Raw genomic sequence first — 19,684 nt, 5'->3', positions numbered from 1 at the left:
ACCAGGCCACCGCCCGTACACACCAGTACACCCAGACCGCGCGGGGGGCGCCACAGCGCCCCCCGCGCGGCCGTATCTGACGACACCCACTCGGAGGCCCCGCGGTGAACGATCTGCCGCAGCAACTTGCCAACGGCCTGCTACTCGGCGCGCTGTACGGACTCATCGCAATCGGTTACACGATGGTCTATGGCATAGTCCAGCTCATCAACTTCGCCCACGGCGAGATATTCATGATCGGCGGCTTCGGCGCGCTGACCGCATTCCTGATCCTCCCCACGGGCACCAGCCTCCTCATCGCACTGCCCGTCATGATCCTCATGGCCATGGCCTGCTCCGTACTGGTCGCCATGGGCGCGGAACGCTTCGCCTACCGGCCACTGCGCGGAGCCCCCCGACTCGCCCCGCTCATCACCGCGATCGGCCTCTCCATCGCACTCCAGCAAGCCATCTGGGCCTTCTACCCGGACGCCAAGAAGGCGCGCCCCTTCCCCGAATTCGAAGGCGGCCGCATCGACCTCGGCGCCTTCACCATCGGACGCGGCGACCTCTTCCTGCTCATCGCGGCCCCCGTCTGCATGATCGCCCTCGGCGTCTTCGTCTCGAAGACCCGCACCGGCCGCGCCATGCAGGCCACCTCGCAGGACCCCGACACCGCCAAGCTCATGGGCATCAACACCGACCGCATCATCGTCACGGCCTTCGCCATCGGAGCCGCCTTCGCCGCCATCGCCGCCGTCGCCCACGGCCTGCGCTACGGCAACATCGACTTCCGCATGGGCTTCATCGCCGGACTCAAAGCCTTCACCGCCGCCGTCCTCGGCGGCATCGGCAACATCTACGGCGCCATGATCGGCGGCCTCGTCCTCGGCCTCGCCGAAGCCATGGCCACCGCCTACATCGAAAACATCCCCGGCATGTCCCAGCTGGGCGGCGGAGCCTGGAAGGACGTGTGGGCCTTCGTCCTCCTCATCCTCGTACTGCTGCTGAGGCCCCAAGGCCTACTCGGCCAACGAGTAGCGGACAGGGCGTGACACCCATGACCACCACAGAACAGCAGACCACCACCCCGACCGCCCCGCGCCAGACGCCGGCGATCATCCCCCTGCCCCCCGCAACCGCTCGCGCGGCCACCGGCATCGGCGCCCTCCTCACCCTCGCGAGCACCTTCCTCGCCTGGACCTGGACCTCCGAATTCCCCGGCGACCTCACCGTCAACGGCTACCCCGGCGGCCTCCAGGTCCTCACCCTCACCGGCGCCCTCCTCACCCTCGTCTTCACCCTCTCCGCCTACGGCATCCGCGGCCTCGGCTGGCTCACCCCCGGCGGCAAGAACAGCGCGATACTCCTCTTCGCCCTCGGCACCTTCGCCACCACCTGGTACGCGATCATCGCCATCGCGGTGAACCTCGGCGGACTCGCCAACCTCGAACCCGGCGGCTGGATCGCCGCCATCACCGCACTCCTCACCCTCGTCGCCGCCCTCGGACTCCCCAGCGACGTCCCCCTCGACGACGACAGCTCCACCTCACCCTGGAAGCGGTTCACCCAGTCCTTCAAGGCCCCCGTGCCCGGACAGGCCGCACCGCTCCCCTCCTGGGCCGAAATCCTGATCATCGCGATCTCCTTCGGCCTCGGACTCTTCGTCTTCACCTACGGCATCGACACCGAGTACGCGGAACTCTTCATCGGCTTCATGCTGATGGTCTGCTTCGGCGCCACCGCCGTCTCCCGCGCCGGCCTCAACCGCCGCCTCGCGAGCTACACCGCCACCCACAAGAACGTCACCGTGACCGCGGCCTTCGTCGCCGCCTTCGCCTTCCCGTTCACCCAGACCAACGACGCCTACGCCACCATCGGCGCGAACATCCTCATCTTCGCCACCGTCGCACTCGGCCTCAACGTCGTCGTCGGCCTCGCCGGACTCCTCGACCTCGGATACGTCGCCTTCCTCGGCGTCGGCGCCTACACCGCCGCCCTCGTCTCCGGCTCGCCGTCCTCCACCATCGGCATCCAGCTGCCCTTCTGGGCCGCCGTACTCGCCGGCGCCGCGGCCTCACTCGTCTTCGGCATCGTCATCGGCGCACCCACCCTGCGGCTGCACGGCGACTACCTCGCCATCGTCACCCTCGGCTTCGGCGAGATCTTCCGCATCGCCATGCAGAACATGGACGGCACCTCGGGCCCCAACGTCACCAACGGCCCCAACGGCATCCCGAACATCCCGGACCTGGAAATCTTCGGCTTCAACCTCGGAGAATCCCACACCGTCCTGGGCGTCGAACTCGGCAAGTTCTCCAACTACTACCTGCTGATGCTGTTCTTCACGATCATCGTCGTGACCGTCTTCCGCCGCTCCGACCAATCCCGGATCGGCCGCGCCTGGGTCGCCATCCGCGAGGACGAGACAGCCGCCCGCGCCATGGGCATCAACGCCTTCCGGCTCAAGCTCCTCGCCTTCGCCCTCGGCGCCACCCTCGCCGGCATGGCGGGCACCGTGCAGGCCCACGTGACCACCACCGTCACCCCCACCCAGTTCAAGTTCGTCGAAGCCGTACCCCCCAACTCCGCCTTCCTCCTCGCCGCCGTCATCCTCGGCGGCATGGGCACGGTCAGCGGACCCCTCATCGGCGCCTCACTGCTCTACCTCATCCCGGCCAAACTCCAGTTCATGTCGGACTACCAGCTGCTGCTCTTCGGCGTCGCCCTCGTCCTGCTCATGCGATTCCGCCCCGAGGGCCTCATCGCCGACCGCAGGAAGCAGCTCGAATTCCACGAAACCGACCAACTAGACACGCCTAAGGGCGATATCGGCCTCAGCAAGGCGGGGGTGTGAACCAGATGACCACCGACACCACCACCACCGTGGCCACCGGCACACCCGTACTCCACGCCTCCGGCGTCACCATGCGCTTCGGCGGACTCACCGCCGTACGCGACGTCGAACTCACCGTCAACAGCGGCGAGATCGTCGGCCTCATCGGCCCCAACGGCGCCGGCAAGACCACCTTCTTCAACTGCCTCACCGGCCTCTACATACCCACCGAGGGCACCGTCTCCTACAAAGGAAACGTGCTGCCCCACAAGTCCCACCTCGTCACCCAGGCCGGCATCGCCCGCACCTTCCAGAACATCCGGCTCTTCGCCAACATGACCGTCCTGGAAAACGTCCTCGTCGGCCGCCACACTCGCACCAACGAAGGACTCTGGTCCGCGCTCCTGCGCACCCCCGGCTTCAAACGCGCCGAACGCGCCTCAGAAGCACGCGCCATGGAACTCCTGGAGTTCACCGGCCTCGCCCACAAGCGCGACCACCTCGCCCGCAACCTCCCCTACGGCGAACAGCGCAAGCTCGAAATCGCCCGCGCCCTCGCCAGCGAACCCGGCCTCCTGCTCCTCGACGAGCCCACCGCCGGAATGAACCCCCAGGAGACCCGGGCCGCCGAAGAACTGATCTTCGCCATCCGGGACCAGGGCATCGCCGTCCTCGTCATCGAGCACGACATGCGGTTCATCTTCAACCTGTGCGACCGCGTCACCTGCCTCGTCCAGGGCGAAGTACTCGTCGAAGGCAGCCCGACCGTCGTCCAGAGCGACGAGCGCGTCGTCGCCGCCTACCTCGGCACCCCCTTCGAAGGCGCCCCCGGCGCCGAAGAAGCCGCGGAGGTCAACGCGGCCGAAGCGGCACACGCCGCCGACGCCCCGAACGACAGCGTTACGAGCACCACCAGCACCACCAGCACCACCGGTACGGAAGGGGACCCGAAGTGACCGCACTCCTGGAGGTCGAGGACCTCAAGGTCGCCTACGGCAAGATCGAGGCCGTCAAGGGCATCTCCTTCAGCGTCGAAGCCGGCCAGATCGTCACCCTCATCGGCACGAACGGCGCCGGCAAGACCACCACCCTGCGCACCCTCTCCGGGCTCCTCAAGCCCGCCGCCGGCCGCATCACCTTCGACGGGAAACCCCTCGGCGCCGTCCCCGCCCACAAGATCGTGGCACTGGGCCTGGCCCACTCCCCCGAGGGCCGGCACATCTTCCCCCGGCTCACGATCACCGAGAACCTCCAGCTCGGAGCGTTCCTGCGGACCGACAAGGCCGGCATCGAAAAGGACATCCAGCGCGCCTACGAACTCTTCCCCATCCTGGGAGAACGACGAAAGCAGGCGGCGGGCACCCTCTCCGGCGGCGAACAGCAGATGCTCGCCATGGGACGCGCCCTCATGTCCCAGCCCAAACTGCTCATGCTCGACGAGCCCTCCATGGGCCTCTCCCCGATCATGATGCAGAAGATCATGCAGACCATCGTGGAACTCAAGGCCGGCGGCACGACGATCCTCCTCGTCGAACAGAACGCCCAGGCCGCCCTGTCCCTCGCCGACCAGGGCCACGTCATGGAAATCGGCAAGATCGTCCTCTCCGGCACCGGTGAGGACCTGCTGCACGACGAATCCGTACGCAAGGCTTACCTCGGCGAGGACTGACACCCAGGCCCGACACGGAAGAGGCCCGGTGTACCGCGTACGTACGCGGTACACCGGGCCTCTTCCGTCATCCCCGGACGCGCTACGGCTGGCCGCCGCCGCCCTTGCTGTTCTTCTTCTCCGCCGCGTCCTCGATGACCGCCTCGGCCACCTGCTGCATCGACATCCGCCGGTCCATCGACGTCTTCTGGATCCACCGGAACGCGGCGGGCTCCGTCAGCCCGTACTGCGTCTGAAGCACCGACTTCGCCCGGTCCACCAGCTTCCGGGTCTCCAGCCGCAGCGACAGATCCGCGACCTCCTTCTCCAGCGTCCGCAGCTCCGCGAAGCGCGACACAGCCATCTCGATGGCCGGCACCACGTCGCTCTTGCTGAACGGCTTCACCAGATACGCCATCGCCCCGGCGTCCCGCGCCCGCTCCACCAGATCGCGCTGCGAGAACGCGGTGAGCATCAGTACGGGCGCGATGGACTCCGCCGCGATCTTCTCGGCGGCGGAGATCCCGTCCAGGACCGGCATCTTCACATCGAGGATCACCAGATCCGGCCGGTGCTCCCGCGCCAGCTCCACGGCCCGCTCGCCGTCACCGGCCTCGCCGACGACCGAGTAGCCCTCTTCCTCAAGCATCTCTTTGAGGTCGAGGCGGATCAGCGCCTCGTCCTCTGCGATGACGACTCGCGTCGTCAGCGGCGGGACGTGCGACTTGTCGTCATCGTCTACGGGCTGGGGCGACTCGGGGGCGGTCACGGGGGCTCCTTGTTCGGGCAGGGTGCTGCTCTCCATGAGCCTACCTAGCTACGGTATGGTTGGGGCACGGAGGGTCCTTGCCTTCCTTCGTTTCGAAGGAGCCCCGGTAGCCCAGCGGTAGAGGCCATGGATTCAAAACCCATACAGCGTCGGTTCGAATCCGACTCGGGGCACTCTCCCTTCGTTTCCAAGGTGGATCACCCAAGTGGCGATCTTCACTCGAAACGGTGAACACGGGTTCGATTCCGCGTGTCGAGCTGATGCCCCAGCGAGGCTCGCGCCATGGAACGGCACCATCCTTCGGTACGCGAAGAAGCACTCGCCCTATTGAGGCGCGGCATGACCGATCGCGCTGTAGCAGAGCGATTGAACGTCCCTCGGGGAACGGTCGGTTGGTGGCGCCACGAAGACCGCGGGAAGCGTGGCGAACGCGTAGCTTCACGCCCTTCACTGCTCTGCCCCGTCTGCGACAACCAGCCGCTCGACAGAGTCTCCTACGCGTACCTGCTCGGCCTGTACCTCGGTGATGGCTACATCGGCGTCTACGCGAAGCACAAGGTCCCGAGCCTGCTCCTCACGATGGACAACGCGTGGCCCGGACTGCAAGACGTCGCAGAGGCCGCCCTCCGCGCCGTCTTCCCCCACAACGCCACGTGTCGCCTACGCCGCAAGGGGTGCCAGAACCTCAAGGTCTATTTCAAGCACCTAACCTGCCTCTTCCCCCAGCACGGACTGGGAAAGAAGCACGAGAGGGCCATCGCACTCGTCGGCTGGCAACAGGAAATCGTTAACCAGCACCCATGGGCGTTCATTCGCGGCCTGATCCACTCCGACGGCTGCCGGATCACCAACTGGACCGAGAAGACCGTCAGCGGTGTACGCAAGCGGTACGAATACCCGCGCTACTTCTTCTCCAACGTCTCCGCAGACATCCTGCGCCTCCACACCGACGCTCTCGACGCGGTCGGTGTCGAGTGGAGGCCCGCCAACCAGCGCCGCGCCGTCGAAAACGTCTCCGTCGCCAAACGCGCTTCCGTCGCCCTCATGGAGGCCCACATCGGCCCCAAGTACTGACCACTCCCGTCCCACTACTTCGGACTGTCGTCCTCGCCGATGTGATGCACCCGCACCAGGTTCGTCGAGCCCGCGACCCCCGGCGGGGAGCCCGCCGTGATGACGACGATGTCGCCCTTCGCGCAGCGGCCGATCCGTAGGAGTTGCTCGTCGACCTGGTCGACCATCGCGTCGGTGGAGTCGACGTGCGGGCCCAGGAACGCCTCGACGCCCCAGGTGAGGGTGAGCTGGGCGCGGGTGGCGGGGTCGGGGGTGAAGGCGAGGAGGGGGATGGGTGAGCGGTAGCGGGAGAGGCGTTTGACAGTGTCGCCGGACTGGGTGAAGGCGACGAGGAATTTCGCGCCGAGGAAGTCGCCCATTTCGGCTGCCGCGCGGGCGACGGCGCCGCCTTGGGTGCGGGGTTTGTTGTTATCGGTGAGGGGTGGCAGGCCGTTGGCGAGGATGTCCTCTTCGGCGGCTCGCACGATGCGGCTCATGGTTTTGACGGTGTCGACGGGGTATTTGCCGACGCTGGTTTCGCCGGAGAGCATGACGGCGTCGGTGCCGTCGATGACGGCGTTGGCGACGTCGGAGGCTTCGGCGCGGGTGGGGCGGGAGTTCTCGATCATCGAGTCGAGCATTTGGGTGGCGACAATGACGGGTTTCGCGTTGCGCCTGGCGAGTTTGATGGCGCGTTTCTGGACGATCGGGACTTGTTCCAGGGGCATTTCGACGCCGAGGTCGCCGCGGGCGACCATGATGCCGTCGAAGGCGGCGACGATGTCGTCGATGTTCTCGACGGCCTGGGGTTTTTCGATCTTGGCGATGACAGGGAGCCGGCGCTGTTCTTCGTCCATGACGCGGTGGACGTCGTTGATGTCGGCGCCGCTGCGGACGAAGGAGAGCGCGATGGTGTCGGCGCCGATGCGCAGGGCCCAGCGGAGGTCGTCGATGTCCTTCTCGGAGAGTGCGGGGACGGAGACGGAGACGCCGGGGAGGTTGAGTCCCTTGTGGTCGGAGACCATGCCGCCCTCGATGACGAGGGTGCGGACGCGGGGGCCGTCAACGGAGGTCACTTCGAGGGTGACTTTGCCGTCGTCGACGAGGATGCGTTCGCCGGTGGTGACGTCGGCGGCGAGTCCTTGGTAGGTGGTGGAGCAGGTGTGGCGGTCGCCGTCGTGGGGTTCGACGGTGATGGTGAATTCGTCGCCGCGTTCAAGGAGTACGGGGCCTTCGTGGAAGCGGCCGAGGCGGATCTTCGGGCCTTGAAGGTCGGCGAGGATTCCTACGCTGCGGCCGGTTTCTTCCGCTGCCTTGCGTACGCGGTGGTAGCGCTCCTCGTGTTCGGCGTAGGTGCCGTGGCTGAGGTTGAGGCGGGCTACGTCCATTCCGGCTTCGACCAGTGCTTTGATCTGGTCGTATGAGTCGGTGGCTGGCCCCAGGGTGCAGACGATCTTCGCTCGGCGCATATTTCGAGCCTAGAGCTTACCGGCGGGTAGGTAATTGGCCCTGCATGACTACTCAACGTCCTTTGCGTGAAGGGTTATTGACAAGTGTTGAATTGTGCGCGAGGGCGCTCCTTTGAGCATTTCAGCCGTTCAGTTGTGGCGGGGCCATGGTGAATCGCGCATTGACCTGGGCATGGACCTGCTGTCGTTGGGGTTCGAGGTCGAGCGGGGGCGCTTCGTCCTGTTCCGCCGCTCCGTACGCCGACCGGCTGCGCAGGGCGCCGGGGACGGCCGGCGCGCCGTAGCCTCCGGCGTTCTCGGCGCCGAGGTCGGCCAGCTCGACGAGGGCGGCGAGCCGGGTGTCGAGTGCCTCGGCGTATTCGCGGGCGCGCTGGACGGCGTCCCGTACGGCTTGGCGCCTGGCGGTGGCGTGGGCCGGGGAGTCGGGGCGCAGGGACCACCAGGGGCCGTCGACGCGGGTGAGTTCGTGGTCGGCGAGGCGGGTGGTGAGTTCGCCGAGGGTGGTGAAGTCGGTGAGCTCGACGGTGAGGTGGACCCGGCCGTGGTAGGCGCGGACGCGTTCGCCCCGGCCGTGTTTGGTGAGTTCCGGGCTGATGGAGAGGGATCCGGTCTCCAGCTTTTCGATCGTGTCGCCGTAGCTTTTGATCAGGGCGATGATCTGTGCGTTGCGCCGGGTGAGGTCGTCGAGGGCGGCGCGGCGGTCGGTGCCGCGTGCGCCGACGGTGACGGTGATGCGGGCGAGTTCGGGGTCGACTTCGAGTCGTGCTTCGCCTCGGACGGCGACCCGGGGGGTTTCGGGGGTGCCGTAGGGCGGGGTGACGGGGTCGCTGGTCATGGAGGGGTGCTCCTTCGTACGGCCGGGCGTCTGCGGGTGAACGCTCTGTACGGACACTGTCGCACCCGGGTACGACAGTGGGTCGTGACCATCGGCAGTCATCTGATCGAAACCCTGCGGGGGTGTTGCGGTCAGGTGTGTTTGAGCCAGAATCTACGCGCGTTGTGCGATGGATCGGTCGCGCGATGGTCTTGCGATGGATCAAAGGGAGAAGAAAATGCCGCTGAATCGAAGGACGTTCCTGGGCAGCTCGGCTGCCGCCGGTGCCGGGGCGGCGCTGGCGGGGGCGGTCACGCCCGCCGAGGCCACCGGGCGTGGTCAGGGTCAGGGGCCTGTTCATGGACGTCCGCGGAAGCGGTACTCGTTCACGGTGATGGGGACGACGGATCTGCACGGCAACGTCTTCAACTGGGACTACTTCACGGACAAGGAGTTCGACGACGCGGCCCACAACGATGTCGGTCTCGCGAAGATCTCCACGCTGGTCGACAAGATCCGTAAGGAGAAGGGCCGGCACAACACGCTGCTGATCGACGCGGGTGACACGATCCAGGGCACGCAGCTCTCGTACTACTACGCGAAGATCGATCCGATCACGGCGAAGCGTGGTCCCGTGCACCCGATGGCGCAGGCCATGAACGCGATCGGTTATGACGCGGCGGCGCTGGGCAATCACGAGTTCAACTACGGCATTCCGGTGCTGCGGAAGTTCGAGGAGCAGTGTCGCTTCCCGCTGCTGGGTGCCAACGTGCTGGACGCGAAGACCTTGAAGCCGGCCTTCGCCCCGTATGTGATCAAGAAGGTGCGGACGCCGTTCGGGCGTGATGTGAAGGTGGCGATTCTGGGGCTGACGAACCCGGGGATCGCGATCTGGGACAAGGCGAACGTCCAGGGGAAGATGACGTTCCCGGGGCTGGAGGAGCAGGCGGCGAAGTGGGTGCCGAAGCTGCGTTCCATGGGTGCGGATGTGGTGATCGTTTCGGCGCATTCGGGTTCGGACGGTTCGTCGTCGTACGGTGATCAGCTTCCGTATGTGGAGAACGCGGCGTCGTTGGTGGCCGAGCAAGTGCCGGGGATCGACGCGATCCTGGTCGGGCACGCGCATGTGGAGATCCCGGAGCGCCGGGTGGTCAACAAGAAGACCGGCAAGGACGTGGTGCTGTCCGAGCCGTTGAAGTGGGGGCAGCGGCTGACGCTGTTCGACTTCGATCTGGTGTGGGAGCGGGGCGGCTGGACGGTCGAGAAGGTCGCGTCGAAGGTGCTGAACTCCAACACGGTGGCGGAGGACAAGAAGATCACCGGGCTGCTGAGCGATGAGCATCGCAAGGTGGTGGCGTATGTGAATCAGGTGATCGGTACGTCGACGGTGGCGATGTCCACGGTCGACGCGCCGTGGAAGGACGAGCCGATCATCGATCTGATCAACCATGTGCAGACGGAGACGGTGAAGGCGGCTCTGGCGGGTGGCGAGTGGGCGGCGCTGCCGGTGCTGTCGCAGGCGTCGTGTTTCTCGCGTACGGCGGCGATTCCGGCGGGCAATGTGACGATCAAGGATGCGGCGGGGCTGTATCCGTTCGAGAACACGCTTGAGGCGCGGTTGGTGACGGGGGCGCAGCTCAAGGCGTATCTGGAGTATTCGGCGAAGTACTACGTGCGGACGGCTTCGGGTGCTCCGGTGGATACGGCGAAGCTGACGAACGCGGATGGTACGCCGGATTACAACTACGACGTGGTGTCGGGTCTGACGTATGAGATCGATATCGCGAAGGCGGCGGGTTCGCGGATCGTGAATCTTGAGTTCGAGGGGAAGGCGCTGGATCCGGCGGCGAAGTTCGTGCTGGCGGTGAACAATTACCGGGCGAGTGGTGGCGGGAATTTCCCGGGGATCGCGGCTGCGCAGCAGTTGTGGGCTAATTCGGACGAGATTCGTAACACGATCATCGGGTGGGTGCAGGCGGCGGGGACGGTGGATCCGTCGGTGTTCGCTTCGGTGGACTGGAAGCTGACGCGGGACGGTACGCCGGTGTTCTGAGGTTGGTGTGACCGGTCCCGGTGGGTGTTTTGTCTCGGGGCTGGTCAGCGGACTTCGGTGAGGGGGATCAGGCCGTCTCTGGGTGCGGGTACGGAGGCGGTCCGGTCCTGTCCGTCGAGGCCGAAGCTGGTGAAGGCGGTGCGTCGGGGCAGGGGGTAGGGCTCGGTGCCGGTGAGGTGGTTGAGGATGCTGGCGCTGCGCCAGGCGGCGAGTCCGAGGTCGGGTGCGCCGACGCCGTGGGTGTGGCGTTCGCCGTTCTGGATGTAGACGGAGCCGGTGACGCTGTGGTCGAGCAGGAGCCGGTGGTGCTGGTCGATGCGGGGGCGGGTGGAGCTGTCGCGGCGCATGTAGGGGTCGAGTCCGGCGAGGATGCGGTCGAGGGGGCGTTCGCGGTAGCCGGTGGCGAGGACGACTGCGTCGGTGGTGAGGCGGGAGCGGGTGGCCTGTCGGGTGTGTTCGAGGTGGATCTCGATTTGGGTGGTGGCGACGCGGCCGGCTGTGCGGACGGAGACGCCGGGGGTCAGGACGGCGTCGGGCCAGCCGCCGTGGAGGGTGCGTCGGTAGAGCTCGTCGTGGATGGCGGCGATGGTTTCGGGGCCGATGCCTTTGTGGAGTTGCCATTGGCGGGGGATGAGGTCGTCGCGGGCGTGTTCGGGCAGGGCGTGGAAGTAGCGGGTGTAGTCGGGGGTGAATTGTTCGAGGCCGAGCTTGGAGTACTCCATGGGGGCGAAGGCTTCGGTGCGGGCGAGCCAGTGGATTTTTTCGGCGCCGGTGGGGCGGGCGCGCAGCAGGTCGAGGAAGATTTCGGCGCCGGATTGTCCTGATCCGATGACGGTGATGTGTCCGGCGTCGAGGATCCGGGTGCGGTGCTGGAGGTAGTCGGCCGCGTGGATGACGGGGACGGTGGGGGCTTCGGTGAGGGGTCTGAGCGGGTCGGGGATGTAGGGCTCGGTGCCGATGCCGAGGGCTACGTTGCGGGTGTAGGCGCGGCCGAGGGCTTCGGCTTCGCCGTCGGGGGCGAGTTGGGTGAAGTCGACTTCGAAGAGGTCGCGTTCGGCGTTCCAGCGGACGGCGTCGACCTGGTGGCCGAAGTGGAGTGTGGGGAGTTGTTCGCTGACCCAGCGGCAGTAGGCGTCGTATTCGGCGCGCTGGATGTGGAAGCGCTCGGAGAAGTAGAAGGGGAAGAGGCGGTCGCGGGTTTTGAGGTAGCTGAGGAAGGACCAGGGGCTGGCGGGGTCGGCGAGGGTCACGAGGTCGGCGAGGAAGGGGACTTGGAGGGTGGCGCCGTCGAGGAGGAGGCCGGGGTGCCAGTGGAAGGCGGGGTTCTGGTCGTAGAAGGTGGTGTTGAGGGGGTTTTCGGGGCGGCGGATGCCGTCGGCGAGGGCGGCGAGGGAGAGGTTGAACGGGCCGATGCCGATGCCCACCAGGTCGTGGGGCTGGTCGAGGTCGGTGGGGTGCGCGGTCATCGGCGGGTGCTGCCTTCCACGAGTCGGGCGCCCGGGGGTCCGGGGTCGGTGGTGGTGCCTATGAGCACAACGAGCCGGACATGAACGGGGTAATGGGGGTGGGGCGTCCGTACGGCGTGGCCGGCCGTACGGCGTAGTCGGCCGGCCTGTGCCGGTTCGGTGCCATGGACGCGGCCCGGCGTGGCCGGCCGTACGGCGTAGTCGGCCGGCCTGTGCCGGTTCGGTGCCATGGACGCGGCCGGGTGGCCTGCTGACCGGGGGCCGACGGGCCGGGGGCCGGGTGGCCGGGGGCGGGTGGCCGGGGGCGGGGTGGCCGGGGGCCGGGTGGCCGGGGGTGTAAGCGGCGTCCGTGCCGCTGTGCTCGCCCCCGGCCTTGTCCGGCGGCCCGGCGCTACGTGAGGACAGGCCCGGCGGCGTCCTGCGTGCTGTCCTCGTGGATCAGCCGCGTACTCGCAACGCCCGGCGCAGATCGTCCAGTTGGTCGGCGATTTTGCGGCGGAGCGCCGGGATCATTTCGGTGCTGTCGAGGCATTTCTGTCCGAGGTGGAGGGATTCCTCGTCGATGGCGTGGAGGGGGAAGGCGTAGCGGCCGGCGGCGTCGGCGATGGCGGGGCCGCGACGGTCGGCGAGGGCGACGGCTTCGGGATAGAAGCGGGGGACGTATTCCTTGACGAGGTCGGTCTGTTCGGGCTGCCAGAAGCCTTGGGCGGTGGCGGCGAAGAGGTAGTTGGAGAGGTTGTCGGAGTCGAAGAGGCGGGCCCATGCCTGGGCTTTGGAGTCCGGGTCGGGGAGGGCGGCGTGGCAGCGGGCGGCGCCTTCCTGGCCGGTGGCGCTGGGGTCGTGGTCGAGTTCGGTGTCGATGGTGGTGGGGGTGACGGCGCCGAGGACGGCGAGTCGGGTGAGGGTGCGCCAGCGCAGTTCGGGGTCGAGTTCGGGGCCGCCGGGGATGCTGCCGGAGTCCAGCCATTCCTGGAGTGTGCCGGGCTGGGTGGCGGCGTCGATGAAGTGGCGGACGGCGGTGAGGCGCAGTCCGGGGTTGTTGCCGTCCTCGGTGCGGCGGAGGAGGTCGCGGGTGAGGTCGGTGAGGGTGGCGAGGGCGGCGGGCCGGTCCTGGGGGATGAGGTAGCGGTCGGTGATCTGACCGGCGGCGAAGGCGAGGACGCCTTGGACGAGGGCGAGGTCGGTTTCGTGGGGCAGGTGGGCGCGGGCGGCGTCGAGGTAGGCGGTGGGGGCGAGTTCGCCGTCGCGGACCATGTCGCGGGCGGCGTTCCAGATGACGGCGCGGGTGAGGGGGTCGGGGATGCCGGAGAGTGCGCGGAGCGCGGTGTCCCATGAGGCGCTGTCGAGGCGGACCTTGGCGTAGCTGAGGTCGCCGTCGTTGAGGACGGCGAGGGCGGGGCGGGGGCCGGGGTGGGTGGTGGCGGTGCTGGTGCCGGTGCCGGGCAGGTCGAGGTCGATGGGGTCGCGGGCGGTGAGCCGGGCGGGGTCCGCGGGGTCGGGGTCGTAGCTGCCGAGGGTGAGGCGGTGGGGGCGGCTGCCGTCGTGGGTGATGTCCAGGGTCCACCGGGTGTCGGTGGCGGTGATGTGCGGGGTGAGGGTGTCGACTCCGGTGGTGCGGAGCCATTGCGCGGCCCAGGCGTGGACGTCGCGGTCGGTGGCGTGGGCGAGGGAGTCGATGAAGTCGGCGAGGGTGGCGTTGGCGAATTTGTGCCGGGCGAAGTGGATGTTGATTCCGGCGAAGAAGTCCTTCTCGCCGAGCCAGGCGACGAGTTGGCGTAGCGCGGAGGCGCCCTTGGCGTAGGAGATGCCGTCGAAGTTGAGGAGCGCGGCGGCGGTGTCGGGTACGGCGTCGGGGTCGGGGGCGACGGGGTGGGTGGAGGGGCGTTGGTCGGCGTCGTATCCCCAGGCTTTGCGTCCGATGCCGAAGTCGACCCAGGTGTCGGTGAAGCGGGTGGCTTCGGTGAGGATCTGGTAGCCCATGTATTCGGCGAAGGACTCGTTGAGCCAGATGTCGTCCCACCAGGTGAGGGTGACGAGGTCGCCGAACCACATGTGGGCCATCTCGTGGGCGATGACCACGGCGCGGGTCTGGCGTTCGGTGTCGGTGACCGCGGAGCGGTAGACGTATTCCTCACGGAAGGTGACGAGGCCGGGGTTCTCCATGGCGCCGGCGTTGAATTCGGGGACGAATGCCTGGTCGTAGGAGTCGAAGGGGTAGGGCTCGTCGAACTTCTCGTGGTAGCGGTCGTAGCAGGCGCGGGTGATGCCGAGGATTTCCTCGGCGTCGGTGTCGAGGTGGGGGGCGAGGGAGCGGCGGCAGTGGATGCCGAAGGGGAGCCCGGCGTGTTCGGTGCGGATGGAGTGCCAGGGGCCCGCGGCGACGGCGACGAGGTAGGTGGACAGGAGTGGGGTGGGGGCGAGGGTCCATCGGTGCGCGTCCGCCGGTGCGGTGCCGGTGCCGGTTTCATCAGTGCCGGTGCCGGTGCCGGTGCCGGTGCCGGTGCTGGTGCGTTCGGCGATGCTGTTGCCGAGGACGGTCCAGTCGGCGGGTGCGGTGACGGTCAGTTCGAAGACGGATTTGAGGTCCGGCTGGTCGAAGGCGGCGAAGACGCGCTGGACGTCTTCCATGAACATCTGGGTGTAGACGTAGGTCGCGCCGTCGGTGGGGTCGGTGAACCGGTGCATGCCTTCGCCGGTGCGGGAGTAGCGCATCGCCGCGTCGACGCGCAGTTCGTGTTCACCGGCGGTGAGGCCGCGCAGCGCGAGCCGGTTGCCGTCGAGGCCCGCGGGGTCGAGCGGCTGTCCGTCGAGGGTGACGGAGCGCAGGGTGGCGGGCTTCAGCTCGACGAAGGTGTCCCCGGCCGTGCGCGCGGTGAAGCGGATGAGGGTGCGGGAGTCGAAGGTGTCCTCGCCGGTGGTGAGGTCGAGGGCGATCGTGTAGCGGTGGACATCCAGGAACAGGGCTCGGGTCTGCGCTTCGTCGCGCGTCAGTACGGACATGGGTTCATGCTGCACGATGGGTCGCGCCCGGCGCATGGGGGATATTTGCGCTCAGAGCGCACGCGTATCAGGGTCACGGAGCGTGTCGGCGCCGCCCGACCGGGTACGGCGACGTTTTACGGCCGGCCCCCCGGCCGCCGGGTCACGTCCCGGCCGACCGGGTCGCGTCCCCGGCTCCCCTCCCCCGCTGCGCCCGTCTCGTCGTACCGTCCGTCACGCGTCGCTGCCGCGTGTCCCGTCCGCGATCGTCTCGTGGTGGCGGATCACCTCGGCGATGATGAAATTGAGCAGTTTCTCCGCGAAGGCCGGGTCGAGCCGTGCGCTCTCCGCCAGCTCTCGCAGCCGGGTGATCTGACGGGCCTCGCGGGACGGGTCGGCCGGTGGCAGTTGGTGCTCGGCCTTGAGGACGCCGACCTGCTGGGTGCACTTGAAGCGCTCGGCGAGCATGTGGACGACGGCGGCGTCGATGTTGTCGATGGAGGCACGCAGCCGGTTCAGCTCGGCCTGTACGGAGTCGTCCATGCCGGTGCCGGCCGGGCCGGGGTCGCTCCCGGTGTCACTCGTGGTCATGGTCCGGCAGCTTAGACGGACCGGGAGCGGGCGTCGGTCGCTGATCAGAATGCGGGATCGGGTCGGAACGCTGGAGGGGGCTGCGGGGTGGCGCCGGGCAGCGCGCGGCTCTCCTGTTCCCGGAAGCGTACGGGCGCGAGGCCGACCCGGCGGGTGAACAGCCGGGAGAAGTAGGCCGGGTCGTCGTAGCCGACGCGGCGTGCGACGGCGGCGACGGGCAGTTCCGTGGCGGCGAGGAGTTCCTTGGCGCGGCCGAGGCGGATACCGAGGAGGTATTCCTTGGGGGTGCGGCCCGCGGCGGCGCGCACGGCCGTCCGCAGCGCGGCGGGGGTCATGCCGTGACGGGCCGCGTGGTCGGCGACGGTGAGGGGCAGGCAGGCGTCGCGGGCGAGGGCCTGGAGTACGGGGTCGGTCTCCGCCGCCGTTCCGGCGCGGGCCCTGCGCAGCGCGACGAGCAGTTCGTGGACGGCGGCGCCGGTCTCGACTTCGCGGAGGGGGTTGCCGCGGCGGGCGGCGCGGGCGATGCGGGCGACGACGGCGCGGGCGTCGGCCGGGTCGCGGAGGGGGACGACGGACCGGTCCGGCTCGATGTAGCCCAGTTCGGTGTAGGTGGCGGTGGCGGGCCCGGTGAAGGCGACGAAGCTCTCGTCCCAGCCGTGGTGGCGGTCGGGTCCGTAGTGGTGGGGCGTGCCGGGGGTGAGCCAGAGCAGTGCGGGCGCGGTGACGGCGACGCGGCGTCCGTCGGCGGAGCGGAACCATCCGTTTCCGGTGCTGATGACCACGGCCACGTGGTGGTCGAGGGTGCGTGGTCCGACCGTCGGCAGGGAGCCGTGCTGGAGGCCGACGCCGAGGCAGACGAGTCCGAGCCGGTGGTGGACGGGGCTGGGCGTGAAGTACCGCATCCAGGTGTGCCGCATGCGTGCCCCCTCTTTTTTTCGCTGTCGCCGCGCGTGCCCGGCCGTGGCGTGCGGGCGGCGTCCGCCGGGGCCGTCTCCGTACCCGTACCCGTGCCGCCGTCCTCGTGCCCGCGCTCGCGCCCGTCAAATGTGTCCAACCAGAGGCGATCTTTGTCCATGGACCCGCCGGACGCCAACGGGAAAGGTGGCCGTCGAGCGTCCGGACGAGGGTCGATGAGCCGGACGCGCATCGATGAGAGAGGGAGTGCGGCGGCGATGCCCGAGTTCACCGTGGGACCGGCGGAGTTTCTGATCGACGGCAGGCCCGTGCGACTGCTGTCGGGGGCTCTGCACTACTTCCGGGTCCATGAGGAGCAGTGGGACCACCGGCTCGCGATGCTGCGCGCCATGGGTCTGAACTGTGTGGAGACGTACGTTCCGTGGAATCTGCATGAGCCGGCGCCGGGCCGCCTCCACGAAGTGGAGGCGTTGGGCAGGTTCCTGGACGCGGCGCACGCGGCCGGGCTGTGGGCGATCGTGCGGCCGGGACCGTACATCTGTGCCGAGTGGGAGAACGGCGGGCTGCCGCACTGGCTGACCGGGCCGCTCGGGGCGCGGGTGCGGACCAGTGATCCGGAGTTCCTGGGGGCGGTGGAGCGCTGGTATCGGCGGCTGCTGCCGCAGGTGGCGGCGCGTCAGATCGACCGGGGCGGTCCGGTGGTCATGGTGCAGGTCGAGAACGAGTACGGAAGTTACGGCTGCGATCAGGTTTATCTGGCGCGGCTGACAGAGCTGACCCGGGAGTGCGGCATCACTGTGCCGCTGTTCACCTCGGACGGTCCCGAGGACCACATGCTGTCCGGCGGTTCGATTCCCGGTCTGCTGGCGACGGTGAATTTCGGATCCGGCGCGCGTGCCGCTTTCGAGACGCTGCGCCGGCACCGGTCCGAGGGGCCGCTGATGTGCATGGAGTTCTGGTGCGGCTGGTTCGAGCACTGGGGCGGCGAGCCCGCCGTGCGGGACGCGGCCGACGCGGCGGCCGCGCTGCGGGAGATCCTGGAGTCGGGTCCCGGCGCCTCGGTCAATGTGTACATGGCGCACGGCGGTACGAGCTTCGCGGGCTGGGCGGGTGCCAATCGCGGTGGTGAGCTGAACGGCGGCGCGCTGGAGCCGGACGTGACGTCGTACGACTACGACGCGCCGATCGACGAGGCGGGGCGGCCGACGGAGAAGTTCCATCTGATGCGTGAGGTCCTCGCGGAGTACCAGGAGGGTCCGCTGCCCGGCGTGCCGCAGCCGCCGGCCGTCCTGGCGGCCCCGGTGCGGGCGGAGTTCGCGGGCTGGGCGCCGCTGGAGGAGGTCGTGGAGGCGCTCGGCGGGCCGGAGTCCCGTACGGTGCTGCCGCCGACCTTCGAGGAGCTGGACGTCGATCGCGGTCTGGTGCGCTACCGGGTGGAGGTCCCGGGGCCCCGGAAGCCCCTGCCGCTGGCGCTGGCGGGGGTGCGTGACCTGGCCGAGGTGTACGTGGACGGGGTACGGGCGCACACGCGCGGCGGCGAGGGTTCCGGCTCGGCGCTGACCCTGGTGGAGCCGGTGGCCGGTCCGGCGTCCGTGGAGATCTGGGTGGAGTCGCTGGGCCGGGTCAACTACGGTCCGGGGCTGGGCGAGTCCAAGGGGCTGACGGGCGGGGCGCTGCACTCGCTCCAGTATCTGCACGGGGTAAGAGCCCGGGGGCTGCGCCTGGACGCGTTCGACGACGCGGCGGCGGTGTCCGGGCTCCCGTTCCGGGCGACGTCGCGGCCCGAAGCGGCCGGGACGGAAGCGACGGCGACTGAGGCGACAGCGACGGCAGCGGCGACGGCGCCGGGTGACACCCGGGGCCTGTACCGTGCCGCCTTCGATGTGCGGGACCCGGGCGACGCCCGCCTCGCCCTGCCCGGCTGGACCCGGGGCTTCGTGTGGGTCAACGGCCACTGCCTGGGCCGCTACTGGCCGTCCGCCGGTCCGCAGGAGTCGCTGTACGTCCCGGGTCCCGTTCTGCGCGCGGGCGCCAACGAGGTATGGGTCCTGGAGCTGGCGGGCCGGGAGGCGGACGCGGCGGGTGTCCCGTACGTACAGCTCGCCGGACGGGCTGGGAGCAGCCCGTCCGGCGAGTGACGCTACGACGGCGCGGCGGCGCGAGGTGAGTCGCGGGCCGCGGTCGCGCTACAGCGTGGCCGCGGCCGAGGCGATCGCGGAGGCGAAGGTCGAGACCTTGGTGTAGACGCCGGGGTAGCCGGGCCGGGCGCAGCCGTTGCCCCAGCTCACGATGCCGACCTGGACGTACTCGCCGGCGTTGTCCTTGCGGAACATCGGGCCGCCGGAGTCGCCCTGGCAGGAGTCGGTGCCGCCCGAGGCGTAGCCGGCGCAGATCTCCTCGCTGGTGATGACCTCGCCTCCATAGGAGGCGTTGCAGCTGGCGTCGGAGACGAACGGGACGGACGCCTTGAGCAGGTAGCGCTGCTGTGCGCCGCCCTCGGTGGCGGCGCCCCAGCCGGCGACGGTGAAGGTGCCGGTGTTGTACGTGGTGCTGGTGGCGAGCTTCAGGGTCGCCTGGTTGGTGATCGGGGAGGCGAGCTTGATCAGCGCCCAGTCCTTGCCCGCGCCGTTGTAGCCGGGGGCCTGGAGGACCTTGGTGGACTTGACGGTGATGGCGCTGCTGCTCTGGAGGTCCACGACACCGGCGGTGGCGGTGATGCTGGTGTTGTTGCCGGAGCCGTTGACGCAGTGCGCGGCGGTCAGGACGACGGTGGAGGAGTAGAGCGCGCCACCACAGCCCATGGAGAGCCGGACCATGAAGGGGAATTCGCCCTGGGCCGCGCGGGTGCCGCCGACGATGGGGGCGGGGGCGGCGGAGGCGGAGGTGGGCTGGAGGCTGACGGCGGCGAGGACGACGGCGCCGACGGCGGCGAATCTCTTGATGGCACCCAGAATGCTCAACGGATTGCCTTCCATAACAATGTGTGGGGGTATGGGGGGTTTCACGCGGAAAGACCCGGTCAACGCGCGTTGCATTGTGCTGACATGGGCCCGACAAGAAAGCGTGATCCGGATTATGCGGAGGGGATCCGTCGCGCCACAAGAGCCGTCTT

Annotated in this window: 15 protein-coding genes and 1 tRNA gene; 8 read left to right on the top strand and 8 right to left on the bottom strand. The window is 68.7% G+C overall.

Going from position 1 to position 19,684, the window contains the following annotated elements:
* Positions 1 to 104: 104 nt before the first annotated feature.
* Genes OG627_RS26910 through OG627_RS26895 form a run of 4 tightly spaced genes read left to right on the top strand, consistent with a single transcriptional unit; the run spans position 105 to position 4,484 of the window.
* Positions 105 to 1,034 (top strand): branched-chain amino acid ABC transporter permease, encoded by a 930-nt coding sequence (locus tag OG627_RS26910; RefSeq protein ID WP_329069340.1) that lies wholly within the window; start codon positions 105 to 107, stop codon positions 1,032 to 1,034.
* A gap of 5 nt (positions 1,035 to 1,039) precedes the next feature.
* Positions 1,040 to 2,836 carry a branched-chain amino acid ABC transporter permease gene (locus tag OG627_RS26905; protein WP_329069338.1) on the top strand — a complete coding sequence of 599 codons (1,797 nt, stop codon included), beginning with the start codon at positions 1,040 to 1,042 and terminating at the stop codon, positions 2,834 to 2,836.
* Between the two features lie 5 nt (positions 2,837 to 2,841).
* Positions 2,842 to 3,771 carry an ABC transporter ATP-binding protein gene (locus OG627_RS26900; protein WP_329069336.1) on the top strand — a complete coding sequence of 310 codons (930 nt, stop codon included), beginning with the start codon at positions 2,842 to 2,844 and terminating at the stop codon, positions 3,769 to 3,771.
* A complete protein-coding gene (locus OG627_RS26895; protein ID WP_329069334.1) occupies positions 3,768 to 4,484 on the top strand; it encodes an ABC transporter ATP-binding protein in 717 nt (238 codons plus the stop codon). The genes OG627_RS26900 and OG627_RS26895 overlap by 4 nt, the downstream gene beginning before the upstream one ends.
* 82 nt (positions 4,485 to 4,566) lie before the next feature.
* Here the strand turns inward: OG627_RS26895 and OG627_RS26890 are convergent, their stop codons facing one another.
* Positions 4,567 to 5,232: an ANTAR domain-containing response regulator gene (locus OG627_RS26890; protein ID WP_329073023.1), complete on the bottom strand. Its 666-nt coding sequence runs from the start codon at positions 5,230 to 5,232 to the stop codon at positions 4,567 to 4,569.
* A gap of 100 nt (positions 5,233 to 5,332) precedes the next feature.
* Here OG627_RS26890 and OG627_RS26885 point away from each other — a divergent pair.
* Both OG627_RS26885 and OG627_RS26880 read left to right on the top strand, forming a co-directional pair.
* Positions 5,333 to 5,405: transfer RNA gene (locus tag OG627_RS26885), tRNA-Leu, on the top strand.
* 109 nt (positions 5,406 to 5,514) lie between these two features.
* Positions 5,515 to 6,306, top strand: coding sequence for a helix-turn-helix domain-containing protein (locus OG627_RS26880; RefSeq protein WP_443073546.1), 792 nt, complete (start codon positions 5,515 to 5,517; stop codon positions 6,304 to 6,306).
* Positions 6,307 to 6,320: 14 nt separating this feature from the next.
* Here the strand turns inward: OG627_RS26880 and pyk are convergent, their stop codons facing one another.
* Both pyk and OG627_RS26870 read right to left on the bottom strand, forming a co-directional pair.
* The gene (gene pyk / locus OG627_RS26875; protein ID WP_329069330.1) at positions 6,321 to 7,754 is read right to left on the bottom strand and encodes a pyruvate kinase; all 1,434 of its coding nucleotides are present in this window, start codon (positions 7,752 to 7,754) and stop codon (positions 6,321 to 6,323) included.
* Between the two features lie 121 nt (positions 7,755 to 7,875).
* Complete coding sequence (locus OG627_RS26870; RefSeq protein WP_329069328.1) at positions 7,876 to 8,589, bottom strand: SIMPL domain-containing protein; 714 nt, start codon at positions 8,587 to 8,589, stop codon at positions 7,876 to 7,878.
* A gap of 217 nt (positions 8,590 to 8,806) precedes the next feature.
* Here OG627_RS26870 and OG627_RS26865 point away from each other — a divergent pair, with 217 nt between their 5' ends.
* Positions 8,807 to 10,621: a bifunctional metallophosphatase/5'-nucleotidase gene (locus OG627_RS26865; protein WP_329073021.1), complete on the top strand. Its 1,815-nt coding sequence runs from the start codon at positions 8,807 to 8,809 to the stop codon at positions 10,619 to 10,621.
* A gap of 44 nt (positions 10,622 to 10,665) precedes the next feature.
* Here the strand turns inward: OG627_RS26865 and OG627_RS26860 are convergent, their stop codons facing one another.
* The 4 genes from OG627_RS26860 to OG627_RS26845 all read right to left on the bottom strand — a co-directional run bounded on the left by OG627_RS26860 (position 10,666) and on the right by OG627_RS26845 (position 16,574).
* On the bottom strand, positions 10,666 to 12,087 hold the full coding sequence (locus OG627_RS26860) for a lysine N(6)-hydroxylase/L-ornithine N(5)-oxygenase family protein (protein WP_329069327.1): 1,422 nt from the start codon (positions 12,085 to 12,087) through the stop codon (positions 10,666 to 10,668).
* 438 nt (positions 12,088 to 12,525) lie between these two features.
* A complete protein-coding gene (gene pepN, locus OG627_RS26855) occupies positions 12,526 to 15,087 on the bottom strand; it encodes an aminopeptidase N (protein WP_329069325.1) in 2,562 nt (853 codons plus the stop codon).
* Between the two features lie 213 nt (positions 15,088 to 15,300).
* Positions 15,301 to 15,657, bottom strand: coding sequence for a chorismate mutase (locus OG627_RS26850; RefSeq protein WP_329069323.1), 357 nt, complete (start codon positions 15,655 to 15,657; stop codon positions 15,301 to 15,303).
* Between the two features lie 44 nt (positions 15,658 to 15,701).
* On the bottom strand, positions 15,702 to 16,574 hold the full coding sequence (locus OG627_RS26845) for a helix-turn-helix transcriptional regulator (protein ID WP_329069321.1): 873 nt from the start codon (positions 16,572 to 16,574) through the stop codon (positions 15,702 to 15,704).
* 255 nt (positions 16,575 to 16,829) lie between these two features.
* Between OG627_RS26845 and OG627_RS26840 the strand changes: the two genes are divergently transcribed.
* Entirely contained in the window at positions 16,830 to 18,710 is a 1,881-nt protein-coding gene (locus tag OG627_RS26840) for a glycoside hydrolase family 35 protein (protein ID WP_329069319.1), read from the top strand.
* A 48-nt stretch (positions 18,711 to 18,758) separates the two neighbouring features.
* On the opposite strand, the gene OG627_RS26835 is transcribed toward OG627_RS26840, so the two are convergent.
* Complete coding sequence (locus OG627_RS26835) at positions 18,759 to 19,532, bottom strand: S1 family peptidase (protein WP_329069317.1); 774 nt, start codon at positions 19,530 to 19,532, stop codon at positions 18,759 to 18,761.
* Positions 19,533 to 19,684: the final 152 nt, after the last annotated feature.

This window comes from Streptomyces sp. NBC_01429 (assembly GCF_036231945.1).
Taxonomy (GTDB): Bacteria; Actinomycetota; Actinomycetes; order Streptomycetales; family Streptomycetaceae; genus Streptomyces.
The sequence above is the reverse complement of the archived record's forward strand: the minus strand, read 5'-3'. Positions and strand labels throughout refer to the sequence as shown.